General features: G+C 43.5%; 17 protein-coding genes and 1 riboswitch. Of the genes, 8 read left to right on the top strand and 9 right to left on the bottom strand.

The annotated features are described in order from the left end of the window. The first annotated feature begins 66 nt into the window (after positions 1–66). Both JOC95_RS21625 and abc-f read left to right on the top strand, forming a co-directional pair. Positions 67–198 (top strand): RAxF-45 family protein, encoded by a 132-nt coding sequence (locus tag JOC95_RS21625; protein WP_318245827.1) that lies wholly within the window; start codon positions 67–69, stop codon positions 196–198. Positions 199–325: 127 nt separating this feature from the next. Further along, positions 326–2,209, top strand: coding sequence for a ribosomal protection-like ABC-F family protein (abc-f, locus tag JOC95_RS15945; protein WP_204418204.1), 1,884 nt, complete (start codon positions 326–328; stop codon positions 2,207–2,209). 383 nt (positions 2,210–2,592) lie between these two features. On the opposite strand, the gene metK is transcribed toward abc-f, so the two are convergent. Beyond that, a complete protein-coding gene (gene metK, locus JOC95_RS15950) occupies positions 2,593–3,792 on the bottom strand; it encodes a methionine adenosyltransferase (RefSeq protein WP_204418205.1) in 1,200 nt (399 codons plus the stop codon). Positions 3,793–3,966: 174 nt separating this feature from the next. After that, a riboswitch (SAM riboswitch) is annotated at positions 3,967–4,134 on the bottom strand. Positions 4,135–4,399: 265 nt separating this feature from the next. Between metK and pckA the strand changes: the two genes are divergently transcribed. Then, the gene (gene pckA, locus JOC95_RS15955) at positions 4,400–5,986 is read left to right on the top strand and encodes a phosphoenolpyruvate carboxykinase (ATP) (protein WP_204418250.1); all 1,587 of its coding nucleotides are present in this window, start codon (positions 4,400–4,402) and stop codon (positions 5,984–5,986) included. Between the two features lie 159 nt (positions 5,987–6,145). On the opposite strand, the gene JOC95_RS15960 is transcribed toward pckA, so the two are convergent. Further along, on the bottom strand, positions 6,146–6,964 hold the full coding sequence (locus JOC95_RS15960; protein ID WP_204418206.1) for an alpha/beta hydrolase family protein: 819 nt from the start codon (positions 6,962–6,964) through the stop codon (positions 6,146–6,148). Positions 6,965–7,043: 79 nt separating this feature from the next. On the opposite strand from JOC95_RS15960, the gene JOC95_RS15965 reads away from it, so the two are divergent. The 3 genes from JOC95_RS15965 to JOC95_RS15975 are packed head-to-tail and all read left to right on the top strand — an operon-like array spanning position 7,044 to position 9,617. Further along, positions 7,044–8,042, top strand: coding sequence for an ABC transporter substrate-binding protein (locus JOC95_RS15965; RefSeq protein ID WP_204418207.1), 999 nt, complete (start codon positions 7,044–7,046; stop codon positions 8,040–8,042). 11 nt (positions 8,043–8,053) lie between these two features. After that, complete coding sequence (locus JOC95_RS15970; RefSeq protein ID WP_204418208.1) at positions 8,054–8,827, top strand: ABC transporter ATP-binding protein; 774 nt, start codon at positions 8,054–8,056, stop codon at positions 8,825–8,827. Position 8,828: 1 nt separating this feature from the next. Further along, positions 8,829–9,617, top strand: a complete 789-nt coding sequence (locus JOC95_RS15975; RefSeq protein ID WP_404802043.1) for an ABC transporter permease — start codon at positions 8,829–8,831, stop codon at positions 9,615–9,617. Positions 9,618–9,629: 12 nt separating this feature from the next. Here the strand turns inward: JOC95_RS15975 and ytkD are convergent, their stop codons facing one another. The 3 genes from ytkD to JOC95_RS15990 form a co-directional block, all read right to left on the bottom strand. Beyond that, entirely contained in the window at positions 9,630–10,100 is a 471-nt protein-coding gene (ytkD, locus tag JOC95_RS15980) for an RNA deprotection pyrophosphohydrolase (protein WP_204418210.1), read from the bottom strand. A gap of 111 nt (positions 10,101–10,211) precedes the next feature. Then, positions 10,212–10,532 (bottom strand): hydrolase, encoded by a 321-nt coding sequence (locus tag JOC95_RS15985; protein WP_204418211.1) that lies wholly within the window; start codon positions 10,530–10,532, stop codon positions 10,212–10,214. A 79-nt stretch (positions 10,533–10,611) separates the two neighbouring features. Further along, positions 10,612–11,010, bottom strand: a complete 399-nt coding sequence (locus JOC95_RS15990; protein WP_204418212.1) for a phage holin family protein — start codon at positions 11,008–11,010, stop codon at positions 10,612–10,614. 141 nt (positions 11,011–11,151) lie between these two features. On the opposite strand from JOC95_RS15990, the gene JOC95_RS15995 reads away from it, so the two are divergent. Then, positions 11,152–11,400: a DUF6154 family protein gene (locus JOC95_RS15995; RefSeq protein WP_204418213.1), complete on the top strand. Its 249-nt coding sequence runs from the start codon at positions 11,152–11,154 to the stop codon at positions 11,398–11,400. Between the two features lie 69 nt (positions 11,401–11,469). Here the strand turns inward: JOC95_RS15995 and JOC95_RS16000 are convergent, their stop codons facing one another. Next, positions 11,470–11,910 carry a Dps family protein gene (locus JOC95_RS16000; protein ID WP_204418214.1) on the bottom strand — a complete coding sequence of 147 codons (441 nt, stop codon included), beginning with the start codon at positions 11,908–11,910 and terminating at the stop codon, positions 11,470–11,472. A 155-nt stretch (positions 11,911–12,065) separates the two neighbouring features. Here JOC95_RS16000 and ytzI point away from each other — a divergent pair, with 155 nt between their 5' ends. Next, positions 12,066–12,221: a YtzI protein gene (gene ytzI, locus JOC95_RS16005; protein WP_204418215.1), complete on the top strand. Its 156-nt coding sequence runs from the start codon at positions 12,066–12,068 to the stop codon at positions 12,219–12,221. Positions 12,222–12,298: 77 nt separating this feature from the next. Here ytzI and JOC95_RS16010 read toward each other — a convergent pair whose 3' ends face one another. The 3 genes from JOC95_RS16010 to JOC95_RS16020 form a co-directional block, all read right to left on the bottom strand. Beyond that, the gene (locus JOC95_RS16010) at positions 12,299–13,279 is read right to left on the bottom strand and encodes a TIGR03943 family putative permease subunit (protein WP_204418216.1); all 981 of its coding nucleotides are present in this window, start codon (positions 13,277–13,279) and stop codon (positions 12,299–12,301) included. Positions 13,280–13,296: 17 nt separating this feature from the next. Next, positions 13,297–14,304: a permease gene (locus JOC95_RS16015; protein ID WP_204418217.1), complete on the bottom strand. Its 1,008-nt coding sequence runs from the start codon at positions 14,302–14,304 to the stop codon at positions 13,297–13,299. Positions 14,305–14,516: 212 nt separating this feature from the next. Further along, positions 14,517–14,990 carry an S-ribosylhomocysteine lyase gene (locus tag JOC95_RS16020; RefSeq protein WP_204418218.1) on the bottom strand — a complete coding sequence of 158 codons (474 nt, stop codon included), beginning with the start codon at positions 14,988–14,990 and terminating at the stop codon, positions 14,517–14,519. Positions 14,991–15,069: the final 79 nt, after the last annotated feature.

Genomic DNA, 15,069 nt, shown 5'->3' on the forward strand with positions numbered 1-15,069 from the left:
GTTGCAACCTTTAGATATTCTTGTATATAATAGTGGTAATCTGACGAACGGAAAGGAGGGAAAGAGATGTTACTATCTGTAAAGCTTCGCGGGCAATACTTGTCATACTTACATTTATGCCGTGCGATTTTTCATGATTCATTTGTTGACGGGATACGTCTGTCCTTTTTTAACAAACTGAATACATGTTGCAGATAGTAAGAGATCTCTCACCCCTTCATCCCACACATATGGTGGGCATTCAATTGAAAACCATGGGTTAAGAAGACTCCTTCTTACTCATGGTTTTTTGTGTTCAAAAAAATAACTTAAGGAGCTCATTAATATGATGCTATGTACAATAAATGATATAAGCAAAAGCTTTGCAGGAACGAAAATCTTTGAAAACCTTTCCCTCGACATCCAGGAGAAGGATCGAATCTGTTTAGTAGGCAGGAACGGAAGCGGCAAAACCACGATCTTTCAGTTGATCAGCGGAAAAGAGATGCCCGATACTGGAGCGATTCATATTAAAAAAGGGATCAATGTCGGCTATCTATCCCAGATCCCTTCTTTTCCTGAAGGAACGACAGGAGAAGATGTCCTTTCCTCCGCTTTTTCCGAAGCGATGGTGATACAGGAAAAGTTGAGGGCATTTGAGCTGCAAATGACACAGGAAACTGATGATATCAGGCTTCAACGGATCATGGAGGAATATGGTGCCCTTCAGGAGCGCTTCTCTTTTATGGGCGGCTATGAAATCGAGGCCGAGATACAGAAGATAGCAAACGGATTGAAAATCTCCCACCTGCTTTCACAGGATTTTGCCAGTCTAAGTGGTGGAGAGCAGACAAAAATTTGCCTGGGTTTTATTCTATTGCAAAACCCCGAGCTGCTGTTGCTCGATGAACCGACCAATCATCTGGATATATTTTCAGTGGAGTGGCTGGAGCAATATTTGCGCGACTACCCTGGAACAGTTGTCGTGATCTCCCATGACCGCTACTTCCTGGACGAGGTGGCAACTAAAATCATCGATCTTGAAGACGGGGAAACACATGTCTATCATACAAACTACAGCGGATTCATCAAGGAAAAAGAAGAACGCCTTCTCCTTGAATTCGCAGCATATCAGGAACAGCAGAAGAAAATCAAAAAGATGAAAGAGACAATCAAACGCCTCAAAGAATGGGCAAACCAGGCAAACCCGCCAAACGCCGCGATGCATCGACGTGCAAAAAGCATGCAAAAGGCCCTGGACAGAATGGAAAAAGTCAAACGTCCAATATTGGAGAGAAAGGCTATGGGCCTCACATTTGAAGGAAGCGAACGGAGCGGGAAAGACGTCCTATCAATGGAAGCATTGGCAAAGTCCTTTAATGGTCGCAAGCTCTTTGATCAGCTTGATCTTCATGTATTTTTTAAGGAAAGAGTCGCGATCGTCGGGCAAAACGGGACAGGAAAAACCACTCTCCTTAAAATTCTGTTGGGCGAGGAGAAACCTGATTCCGGAGAATTAAAAGTAGGCAGCAACGTAAAAATCGGATACCTCTCTCAGCATGTGGAGGCCGCTACCCCGAAACAGACCTTGATTGATGCTTTCCGGGAATATGTGCCAATCAGCCAGGAACAGGCCCGGCATGTTCTTGCAAAGTTTCTTTTCTACGGTCCCTCTGTTTTTAAACGGGTGGAGAATCTAAGTGGCGGGGAAAAAATGCGCTTACGCTTGGCACAGCTGATGTATCAGGATATCAACCTGCTTATCCTCGACGAGCCGACAAACCATCTGGACATTGAATCAAGGGAAGTCCTGGAGGAAGCGCTAGAGGATTTCAGCGGAACGATCGTCACCGTGTCGCATGACCGATACTTTCTGAATAAATATTTCGAGAAAACCTGCTGGCTTGAAGGCGGGAGGCTCACCACCTATACCGGCAACTACCAATATGCCCGGAATAAGAGAAAAGAATTAATGGGATCTGGCATTCAAGGTGCAGAAGTCAAAGAGAAAATTGCCCCTACCGAACGAGTAAAGAAAAATGCCCCAACTTCCATCGAACCTGAAAGTATCGAGGCTAGATTGGAGAAGCTGGAACTGGCAATATACGAATTGGAAGCACAGATGGAAAAAGAAACAGATCTAGTGGTCCTGCAAGCGTACCAGGATGAATGGAATACAAAGGAAGCGGAACGCGCCTCGCTCTATGAAATGTTGGAGGATGCGCTTTAAACTTTATTGAAAGAGTAGACAGGCGATTCATTTCGCCTGTTTTTTTGTTGAAGGGCTTGTTTGGTGTGTAATTTTGAGAGGATTTTATGTCTTTTTCTTAAAATACGAATGTTCCCAGTGGGATTTTACAGGGGCAAATTAAGATATCAACGGGAATTTTCATATATCAATGATTCCGGACACTATATCAACGAGAAAATTTTTTTATCAATGAAAATAAAAATATATCAACGAAAAGCGGGCACATATCGATAAAACGCACTATTCAGCAAAATTCGACACCACCACCACTATGCAAGGAAACCTAACAATGCGCCCCAAAAAATAAAAACTGCCGCCCAACCAGGTACAAAACCTGGTTGGGCGGCAGCCACAATAAAAATTTAAGCGTTCGCTTGCTCTTTCAATGCATCCGCTTTGTCCACTTGCTCCCAAGGAAGGTCAAGGTCGTTACGGCCAAAGTGTCCGTAAGCAGCAGTCTGCTTGTAGATTGGGCGACGAAGGTCTAGCATTTTGATGATTCCTGCTGGACGAAGGTCGAAGTTGTTGCGAACAAGTTCCACTAGCTTCTCTTCAGAAACTTTACCAGTTCCGAAAGTGTCCACTGCGATGGATACAGGCTGAGCTACACCGATTGCGTAAGCAAGTTGTACTTCACATTTGTCAGCCAATCCGCTTGCTACGATGTTTTTTGCAACATAACGTGCTGCATATGCACCGGAACGGTCAACTTTCGTTGCATCCTTACCGGAGAATGCTCCACCACCGTGACGTGCATATCCGCCATACGTATCAACGATGATCTTACGGCCAGTCAATCCGGCATCCCCTTGAGGTCCACCGATTACGAAACGGCCAGTCGGGTTGATGAAGTATTTTGTGTTTTCGTCAATCAAGTTAGCAGGAACTACCGGCTTGATTACGTGCTCTTTCACGTTGCGTTGGATCTGCTCCAAAGAAATCTCTGGGTGATGCTGAGTGGAGATAACGATTGTATCGATACGTACCGGTTGGTCGTTTTCATCATATTCAACAGTTACCTGAGTTTTTCCATCTGGACGTAAGTATGGAAGGATCTCTTCTTTTCTTACTTCTGTCAGGCGACGGGAAAGCTTATGAGCCAATGAAATTGGTAATGGCATTAATTCCTTAGTTTCATTGCAGGCAAATCCGAACATCAGACCTTGGTCTCCAGCACCGATCGCTTCTATTTCCGCATCTGACATTTGTCCTTCACGGGCTTCCAATGCCTGGTCGACACCCATTGCGATATCAGCGGACTGCTCATCGATGGATGTAAGAACCGCACAAGTTTCTGCGTCAAAACCGTACTTCGCACGAGTGTATCCGATTCCTTGGATGGTTTCACGTACGATTTTTGGGATATCTACATAAGTAGATGTAGTGATTTCTCCAGCAACCAGGACAAGTCCAGTTGTTACAGAAGTTTCACACGCTACACGTGCATTTGGATCATTAGTAAGAATGGCATCAAGGATGGAGTCGGAAATTTGGTCACAGATTTTATCCGGATGTCCCTCCGTTACGGATTCAGAAGTAAATAAACGACGTTGTTTAGTCATTAAAAAAAGTTCCTCCTTTTGTATATGAAAAGCGTTTTACTTCTCTTCATTTATAACAGTATGTTTGATACGGATCTCATTTCCTGTTGTGATGTTCTTTGTTATCTTGTGCAAAATATAAAAAACCTTTCCATAATGTTGAGGAAAGGTTTGGGTTCAAAGATTAGCCTTTCACTCTTATCGGTCAAGGTCGATGCCTTGCTCAGGTTTAGCACCTTTTCTCAAGCGACAATTTTCTTGTCCAAAAAAATTGGCGAAGTGCTTTTTCGCGCTCGCCCATTTACCTTTGAGCAGGTTGCTGGGTTTCATAGGGCCTGCCCCTCCACCAGCTCGGAATAAGAGTATCCGTTCAAGGTTCTATATTAGCGTAATAAAAGCTTTATTGTCAACAGAAAAAGACAAATAATTTATATGAAGAAACAGGAAAAAACATATGCTATCATTAAGTAGGTTTGTACAAGTACATAAGCCTCTTTTTCACAAAATGTTAACGGATTCACACTTTATTTCATAAAATAATTTAATTAGTATGGACTATTTAGTTTAATGTGTTATACTTTTTAACAGATGAGAAATTAATATACAAGTTGAAGGAGAGTTATCCATGATGAAAACGGTTGGTATTGATAATGGTTTAACTAAATTAATATACGGAAGCAACACGCAAATGCAACTTTCTGTTCCTCAATTAGTGGAGAAAGTATTAAACCGCAATGAAGGCAGCCTAACATCTACAGGTGCGGTGGTTGCTACAACTGGAAAATATACGGGGCGCTCCCCTAAAGATAAATTCATTGTGGAAGAGGATATCTCCAAGGATAAGATAGATTGGGGTACGGTAAACAGCCCGATCTCTGAAGAAGTATTCGAACGTTTATATGAAAAAGTCTTAAACTACTTAGAAAACAAAGATGAGATTTTCGTTTTTAAAGGCTTCGCAGGCGCGGATGAAAAATATCAACTTCCTATACAGGTGATCAACGAGTTTGCTTGGCATAACCTTTTTGCCCACCAGCTTTTCATCCGTCCGAATGACGAACAGCTTGCCAAACATGAAACCGCATTCAGTGTTGTCTCTGCACCGAGCTTCAAGGCTGACCCTGCTGTGGACGGTACAAATTCTGAGGCATTTGTCATCATTTCCTTCAAAAAGCGCGTCGTGCTTATCGGCGGTACGGAATATGCTGGAGAAATGAAGAAATCGATCTTCTCCGTCATGAACTACTTGCTTCCTGAGAATGGCATCATGCCGATGCATTGCTCTGCCAATGTAGGACGCGAAGGCGATGTGGCTCTTTTCTTCGGATTATCTGGAACAGGTAAGACGACATTATCCGCCGACCCAAACAGAAAGCTGATCGGTGACGATGAGCACGGCTGGTCCAATACAGGCGTATTCAATATCGAAGGTGGCTGCTATGCGAAATGCATCGGACTGACTCACGAAAAGGAGCCACAAATTTTTGATGCCATCCGATTTGGATCTGTGCTTGAAAATGTAGTTATCGATGGTCAGTCAAGAATCGCTGATTATGATAACTCAACTTTAACAGAAAACACGCGTGCCGCATACCCACTGCAAGCAATGGACAACATTGTGCAGCCAAGCATTGCGGGACACCCGACTACCATTGTATTCTTGACAGCTGATGCAACCGGGGTATTGCCTCCAATCTCCAAGCTTTCAAAAGAGCAGGCAATGTTCCACTTCCTAAGTGGGTACACAAGTAAATTGGCTGGAACTGAGCGCGGAATCACTTCTCCGCAGACAACTTTCTCCACTTGCTTCGGTTCTCCATTCCTGCCGCTTCCTGCAACAACGTATGCAGAAATGCTGGGCAAGAAAATCGATGAGCATAATGCCCAGGTTTATCTTGTGAACACAGGATGGACCGGCGGAGAGTATGGAGTAGGAAATCGCATGAAGCTTTCCTATACAAGAGCAATGGTTCAAGCGGCACTTGAAGGCGACCTTACAAATGTGGAAACGGAAAAAGATCCATATTTCGGAGTGGAAATCCCACTGCATGTACCTGGTGTACCTGATGAAGTGCTACAGCCTAAGAAAACATGGCATGATGGAGAAAAATACGACCTTGCTGCCCGTGAACTGGCTGGCAAATTCAAGGAAAACTTCACAAAGTTCAAAAACGTTCCTGAAGAAGTGCTTGGACTTGGTGGACCAACCGTCTAACTATATATGGAGCCGTCCTGACAGATATCTGGTTATCTGTCGGACGGCTCTTTTGCATTTATGATTATGGAGAAATTGAAGCGGTGAAAGACTTTTTCAACCGGAGCGGCGCCCTTATTCAACCACTCCCATATCAACCCAATCCTCACCCAAACAACTCTAATCCCCCTGCCCCTTCATCCATCCGCAAAGCCTCTCCACAAGCCTCCTGTTCTCTTTTGGCGGAAAATAATGCGTAAACTGCGGGTAATACCAGCTTTCCACACTTTTCCCTAGCTCCTTTGCTCGCTTTTCCAAGCGATAGGAATGTTCAACAGATACATTTCTATCCTTCTCCCCATGTATGATCAATATGGGTGCCTGAAGCTTTTCAAGTTCATAGAGCGGTGTCCTCGACTTATACTCATCAGGCACCTTTCCCGGTGTCCCTCCTATCACGCGCTTCATCATACGCCTCAGGTCAACCCGTTCCTCATAGGTAAGCACCATATCCGAGACCCCTCCCCAACTGACAACGGAACAAGCATCAGGGAACTGGATTCCGGCCATCAGTGCCATCACCCCTCCACGGGAGAATCCAAATACATGGATACGGCCATCCTTCACCTTTTCATGCTCCAGAAGCAGCCTGTATGCAGAGAAGGCATCCTCCCGATCTTCACCGGCAAAATCTTCATTTCCTTCTCCCCCCTGGTTTCCCCGGTAAAATGGCGCCATCACCACAAAGCCTTCGGAGGCAAATTGAACAATGCGGCCGACCCGGACCTGTCCCACATTCTTGATCCCGCCGCGAAGATATAGAAATCCATCGTACTTTCCTTCACCCTTTGGCTCAGCCAGCATCCCCTTCACCTTTAGTCCACTGCTATAATAGGTCACCAAGGACACATCGATATGCGGACTTGGTGACGGGTAGCGCATCTTCTCTATTATCAAGCCGTCCTTCAATATTTTCCCTCCAATTCCCTTACTGGGCATTCACACATATTTAGGGCAAATCATACTGTATTTTATATAAACATACAAAGCTTTTGCTTATTGCCTGAGGAGGTTGAATATGAGATTTTTAAAGATTGCCCTTAGTATTGGTTTGTGTTTTGTTCTTGTAGCTGCATTGGTGGCCTGTGGTGGTACTAAAAAAGAAACCGTCCGGATTGCGGAGGTTACACGGTCCATTTTTTATGCTCCCCAATATGTTGCGATTGAAAAAGGTTTTTTTGAAGAGGAAGGGTTGGATGTGAAGCTGACCACAACATGGGGCGGCGACAAAACCATGACTACCCTGTTGGCTGATGGTGCTGACGTTGCACTTGTAGGCTCCGAAACGTCGATATATGTTTATGCACAAGGCTCCAATGACCCGATCATCAATTTTGCACAATTAACACAGACAGATGGAACGTTCCTCGTTTCCAGAGAAGAGCTTGCTGACTTTTCATGGGAAGATTTAAAAGGAAGTACATTCCTTGGTCAGCGTAAAGGCGGCATGCCACAAATGGCCGGGGAGTTTGTATTGAAAAAGCATGGCATTGACCCGCAGAACGACCTGAACCTGATCCAGAATGTGGATTTTGCGAATATCCCTAGTGCCTTTGCTTCCGGTACAGGTGATTTTGTCCAGCTGTTCGAGCCTCAGGCAAGCATTTTTGAGGCAGAAGGAATCGGCCATATCGTCGCATCATTCGGAGAAGAGTCAGGCCTGATTCCTTATACCACCTTTATGGCTAAGGAAAGCTATATTAAAGAGAATCCTGAAACCGTGAAGAAATTCACAAGAGCCCTCTTTAAAGCTCAAGCATGGGTTGACTCCCACAGTGCTAAAGAAGTGGCAGAGGTCATCCTGCCTTACTTTGAAGATACAGAAGTCGGATTGGTAGAAACAGTCGTGGATCGCTATAAGAGCCAAGGCTCCTTTGCCACAGACCCTGTACTGGATACTGCAGAGTGGGAGAACCTCCAGAACATCATGGATGAGGCCGGCGAACTGCCAAAATATGTAGAACATGAAACATTAGTAAATACAACCATTGCCGAAGATGTAATGGGAGAAGAATAGGATGATGATCTATGAGCTTCTTATCGATAGATCAAATTGAACACATATATTTCACACCAGAGCGTGCTACAAAAGTTCTAGAGAGTATTTCGATGGCAATCGAGGAGGGGGAATTCATCTCCTTTCTCGGCCCTAGCGGGTGTGGAAAGACGACTTTGCTTTCCATCATTGCAGGTCTTTTGAAACCTACTGGAGGGGACGTTCAGCTTAAGGGAAAAAGGCCCAGTGAATGTGTCTCGGATATAGGATACATGCTGCAGCAGGACTACCTTTTTCCGTGGAAGACGATTGAAGAGAATAGCCTGTTGGGATTAAAATTATCCGACTCCCTGACAGAGGACTCCAAGCGGAGGACACTGCAGCTCTTGAAGGATATGGGACTGCATGATGTAGAAAAATTATATCCTTCCCAATTATCTGGTGGCATGCGCCAAAGGGTCGCACTTGTACGGACACTTGCGACAGATCCCCAGGTCCTGCTTCTTGATGAGCCATTTTCCGCACTGGACTATCAAACTAAACTGAAGCTTGAAGATCTCGTTTTCTCTACACTTAAATCATTTCAAAAGACTGCCCTGCTCGTTACACATGATATCGGGGAGGCCATCGCCATGAGCGATCGGATTTTCCTCTTAAGGGCTAATCCAGGAAGAGTTGCCAAGACCTTTATCGTCCCAACCGAAATCAGGCAGAGCATCCCTTTTGAAGCAAGGCAGCATCCCCTGTTCTCTTCCTTGTTCCAAAAGATCTGGAAGGAGCTGGAGACGCTTGAATCAGCAGACTGACATGAAACTCCTTCATACAGAATACCTGAATAAAAGAAAGAAAATAAAGCTGCAAGTACGTCTCTATCAGCTCATCATCTTTGTCGTCTTCTTTACTTTCTGGGAGCTTGCAGGAAGAAACAGTTGGATCAATCCATTGCTATTCAGCTATCCAAGCAAAATCTACCGGCTTTTCATTGAGAAACTGCAGGATGGAACGCTCTTAAGCAATATCAGCATTACCGTGACAGAAACCATATTCGGCTTCATCCTCGGGACATTGATCGGGACCATCCTGGCAGCCATCCTGTGGTGGTCCCCGATGACCTCAAGAGTGCTCGAGCCTTACTTGGTTATCCTGAATGCCATGCCCAAAGTGGCACTCGGGCCCATTCTGATAGTTGCAATCGGGCCAAACATGGGCTCCATCATTACGATGGGGGCGATCATTTCCGTCATCATTACAACCATTGTCGTCTATACAGCTTTTAAGGAAGTGGATGAAAATTATTTGAAGGTGCTCAGGACGTTCGGGGCCAGGAGAGGACAGCTTTTTACACAGGCAGTATTGCCGGCGTCCTATCCGACCATCATCTCTACATTGAAGGTGAATGTCGGACTATCATGGGTCGGGGTCATCGTCGGGGAATTTCTTGTCTCCTCCAAGGGTCTTGGGTATATGATCATCTACGGATTCCAGGTCTTCAACTTCACGCTTGTGTTATTGAGCCTACTGATCATTGCTGTCTTTGCCACAATCATGTATCAGCTTGTCGACTATTTGGAGAAGAAGCTTGTTAAGAATAATTAAAGGAGGGCAACATTAAAAGTTGCTCTCCTTTATTCTTTGTAAACTGTAAGTAAGGACCGAATCTTTCATGATGAAACTGAAACGGCTGTCTTTCCTTATGTTTTGGGGCAGCTCTTTCAGTAATACCGGACCGTTTGTTTCGAAATATGTAGGTTGTTTCTCTAAACGTGAAATAAGGGCAAAGTATACATTTTTGATGATGACTTTCTCTCTGCCTTCCACTTTGTATTGCCCTATGTAATGCAATCGGGATACGTGTCCGCCTGTTTCTTCTTTCACTTCCCTGATGGCCGCCTGATCGGCGCTTTCCCCTTCTTCAACCTTTCCACCTGGAAACTCCAGTCCACGGTTTTTGTGACTGGTCAAAAGCCATTGATCTTCAAACTGACAAATGACCCACACATGCTTGGGCGTGGATGAAAAGGGATGGTCTTTAAAGGATAACATCACTCGATTATGGTAAATGTCTTCAAACTCATACATACTATCGAAACTCCAATACCTCTTTTTTCTTCTTCCATCTTAACATAGTAGCATCGAAATTGTGAGAGTCAAGTATCCTATATAGACCATCCAGTGAAGAATTTTTGTCATTTATTCTATTAAGTCGTCCATCAGCCCTTCATTTTTGATATGCGCTTTCGTTTCTTCGTCACCAAGCTCATAGATCATTTTATAAACCTGCTGCAAACCGGTGTCATAAGCATCATTGGCCCGGTCGAAATGGTATTCGATGTAAGGAATATGTGCCCGCCAGAAACCTTGCCAATCAGAGGAATAATTTTGATCGAACAATTCCCTGAGGCGGGTTATTTCCTCGTCATTTGCCTGTATTTGATAATCCCATGAATTTGCAGTTCTGACTTGCGAGATATTTCCTTCTGCGAGAGAAATATAATAAGTTTTTTTATCCATCCTTTTTCATCCTTTCCTACAACATCCTTTTTTTATCTTCCCAAAAGGATCTCCGCTTTATTCTGTTGCATGAAAGTTATTAAAGGCCGGACTTTTTCTTGACGGTGTCAATCATTCTTTTCAATATTTCCGGAATCGGTACGCCTATTCTATGAGCGTTTTCCATGATGGATATGAATTCATTTACCAGATAGAAAAGGATAGTGATGTCCTTGATGATAGTAGTACTTAAGATGATGTCCAACACATGTGCAATACTTACCAGCGCAAAGATAAAAACCTTTTGCGCAATCCCTTTAAAACCTACTCTGCTAGATAGTTTCTTTTCAACAATAGCTGCAAATACACCTGTAATATAATCGACTATGACAAAGGCTATCAGGAAGAACAGCAGTTTACTCAACCCACCAAAAAGCAGAGAAGCGATGGAACCTGTTAACGAAACTGCTCCAAAATAAATAATTATATACTTGTCCATGGTCCCCTCCTCTTAATACTCTATTTTATGCCTCCAAAGATTTCGGTGTGTAAGCAGCATCCGCCTTTTTTTTGCATGAAGCGCTGAAGATAGAGAACGATAAAGGGATAGAGTAAATAGCTATCATGGAGGTGAAAGCTGGTGAAATCCATAGAAGGAATGGTAGAAAAATACCAAAAAAGATTATTGAGAGATGACGAAGATGTGGATGCTGTTGCATACTCGGTTGTTAATAGCTTTACGAGGGATCAGTGCTTGGAATTATTGAATGAACTAACAGACGAAGAGCTTCATCAGATTGTAGCACTCTTTGTGATGGACAAGGTGAAGGCTTTACTGATCAACGCGGATGAGGACATGGAAAGGGATGGATCGGGATTCCTCCATTAACAGGGGAAATACAATAAAATAGCCCGATACGCAGGGATCCCCCTGCATCGGGCCATTTTTATGAAACAGTTATTTTCCTAAGAAGGCGTGGAGCATCCAATTATGCTTTTCCACACTCTGATGAATGGCCAATAGCATATCACCTGTTGTTTCATCACCTGCAGAATCCGCAATTTCCATTCCTTCCTTCAACTCTTCGATAAGAGTGGAGAAATCACTGGCGATATTCTTTACCATCTGTTGGGCTGATTCTCCTCCTTCAGCCTCATTGATGGTGGAGATCTCCAGTATTTCCTTCATGGTACCTACCGGCTTGCCTTCGATAGCCAAGAGCCTCTCTGCTAATTCATCAATATGGGTTGCAGCCTCATTATATAGCTCCTCAAACTTTTCATGAAGAGTAAAGAACTCCGGCCCTTTAACAAACCAATGATAATTATGTAGTTTCGTGAATAGGACACTCCAGTTTGCGACTTGCTTGTTCACTACTTCTGTTAATTGCTTTGACATGCTTATTTCCTCCTTGATCAATAAGTATCTGCTCTTTTTTTACCCTTCCTATCTTCCCCATAAACAAATTCATTATCCTGTAATCTGCTTCCTACCCCGGACTAATAATGGTAGAATAGGGGAAATATCACCTTGCAAGGAGGAATACTCATCATATGACTACCGTATTGATCATATGTGTCATCATCGTTCTTGTTGTTCTTTTATTGACCATCTTGACCACTAATAAAGCATATAACTATGAACATAAAATCGACCCGGTGGATCCGATGCCTGAAGAAAAAGAACAAGGCAAAGAGAAGGATAGTTAATGGAGCCCCTAAATATAATAAACCCCCAGCGCCAATTTTTATGGGATGCGCTTGGGGTTTTGTTTTTTTAATATTTTTTAATAATATTCATAGATATACGGTGTTTCAGGCTGTTCGACTTTCTCCAGGCTTTCGATTTCCACATAGGGAAGGTTCCAACCATTATACTCTGTCACAGACAATGTCCCCTTCACCTTTACCCATTCATCGTTTTCCAGGTCACTGGCCCCTTCAAGTGTAGACAATGTCCCGTAGACGGAGGCATCGGCAACACAACACGAAAGGCCAAATCTGGCGACAACGAACTGATCGGATGTAAAGTCGGACTCCCTGAAGACAAAGCCCAGCATTTCAATTTTCTTCCCTACAAATTCTTCAGGGTTCATATCAATGATGTTCATGATGGGAATGTATTTGTCGTCTTCCACTACAATTGTATCCTTTGTCAAAAGCTCAGCCTTCAGTTCTTCGTAGTACCCTTCAGGCGGGGCCTGGACTTCAAATCCTTCAGGATGCTCAAGAGGTGCATCGGCTAATTTTTCATCTATGGATTGCTCACCTGATTCATCCATATATTTTTCAGGGTCTTTCAAATACTCTTCTGCGCGGGAAGTGGAATCTTCACCTTCCGCCTCCGGTGTTCCCTCAAAGGCTCCAGCCTGCTGGCGCTCCTCCACAATCTGCTTGGAATTCGTAAATCCGCGCTTTTCAATGATCGAGCTATCCAATATATTATCCGGGAACATGAAGCCAGTCACTATCGGCAGGACAAACATGGAGTAGATGACAATGGATTGGATTGGTGTGGAGGACTCACCATGGTCAAATCCGCAGTTGCACACCAATTCGTCCTTATTTTTGGAACCGCTTCTCCATATCTGCACAACACCAAGGATAAACAGGACTGCACCAGCAAAATACATGAATGGCATCATCCGTGGCGCAATAAAGTTTGTAATATTTCCGGTCACTAAAAGTTTAAAGAAGAGAAGTGTAAAGCCTAATAGTATGATTCCACGCAAATAGATGTGGAACCCATAATCTCGATTATTTTCCATCCTATCTCATCCTTTCCTTATAACACAATCTGCTGGAAAATGAGGATTGCTGCAAAAACGACAATTGTCACGACAGCCATGAATGCCAACACGAATTTCGTCTTGAAATAGGCAAATAGCATAAATGTATTCTTCAGGTCCAGCATAGGTCCATAGATTAAAAAGGCAAGAATCGATCCAGTTGTAAACGTGGAACCGAAAGATGCTGCAACAAATGCGTCTGCCTCAGAACATAGGGAGAGAACATAGGCGAATGCCATCATGACAGCCGGCGACAAGACCTCATTCGAGCCAAGTGCAACAAGTACATCCCGGTCTAGGAAGGTTTGGAATAAGCTTGCAATGAATGCTCCTGCAATCAAATATTTCCCCATATCGAAGAATTCATCACTTGCATGATAGAAAGTGGCTTTCCACTTATTCGCAGTGGCTGGTTGTTCATCTTCCGTATCCACTCTTCCTTGCAATTCATTTTTCGTCCAGCGAAGCTGATTTTTATTATCAAAAAGTAATAGCATCAACAGTCCGATAACAATACAAAGTACAAATGCCAGGCCAAATCTTCCGTACATGATGATGGGATCCCCATTGAATGCATAAAAAGTGGATGCTACTACAACAGGGTTTAAAATCGGTGCACCAACAAGGAAAACGACCCCTACATGGAGCGGCATCCCTTTTTTTATCAGGCGACGTACGACCGGAATGATGGCACATTCACAAATCGGGAATATTGCGCCAAGAATCGCTGCAGGAATGATGGCGGCAAACGCATTCTTCGGGAGGAATTTTTTAATTTTCTCCTCCGATACAAAAGTCTGGATCAATGCAGATGCAAATACACCCAGTAGTATGAAAGGTACAGCTTCAATGACTATACTCAAGAAAATGGTATTCACATTCAGCCATGAGCCAGGGATCTTCTCAGAGAAATCTTTCATATCCATAAAAAAGAACAGATATAGGAAAAATCCAATCAATAGAAGCCCTATGATATCTTTAAAGAGATTATTGCTTGTCCTCATTTTTCGACTCCTTCTAATTTATCTATTTGCATTATAGCATAGAGGTCTTGGAAACTTTCACTCTAGTTATTAACAATATATGTATCTCTATTAAAAATATGATATTGTAATCAAATTTGCTAGATTTTGTTATGGGCACATTAAACACCGCTGTTTTATATAACATAAGAAATTAAAAAGGATGACCACAGTAGGCCATCCTTCCCTCATTATCATCCAAACACTTTTTTAAGGTCTTCTTTGTCCTGTTCCAACCAGAAGCGCATCAGGCGTTTTGCACCTTCAAGGTCATGCAGTTTTGCCTGGCCGCACTGTTTTTCGTTTGCCGCTGGGATCTCCTCGATTTGCACTGCATCCTTCAACGTATCTTCCATCAGGTCGACAATTTCATCCACTGTCGGCTCGCCGCTTACAACCAGATAATAGCCTGTTTGGCAGCCCATCGGTGAAATATCGATAATATCGAAATGGTCGTATTTTTCCGAATGAGTACGGATATTGAACGCCAACAGATGCTCCAGGGTATGGATCGCATCGGGCTTCATTGCCTGTTTGTTCGGCTGGCAAAAACGGATATCATATTTATTCACAACACCATCTGTCCCGACCTTGTGTACCCCGCAATGGCGGACATATGGAGCTTTTACTGCATTATGGTCAAGTTCAAAGCTTTCTACTGAAGGCATGAAAACATCTCCTTATTGGTAAGTTACACCCATTATAGCACAGATTTAATTCCAATTAAATTCATCTGATTTATATGAA

The organism is Sutcliffiella tianshenii (assembly GCF_016908565.1).
In the GTDB taxonomy this organism is placed as follows: domain Bacteria; phylum Bacillota; class Bacilli; order Bacillales; family Bacillaceae_I; genus Sutcliffiella_A; species Sutcliffiella_A tianshenii.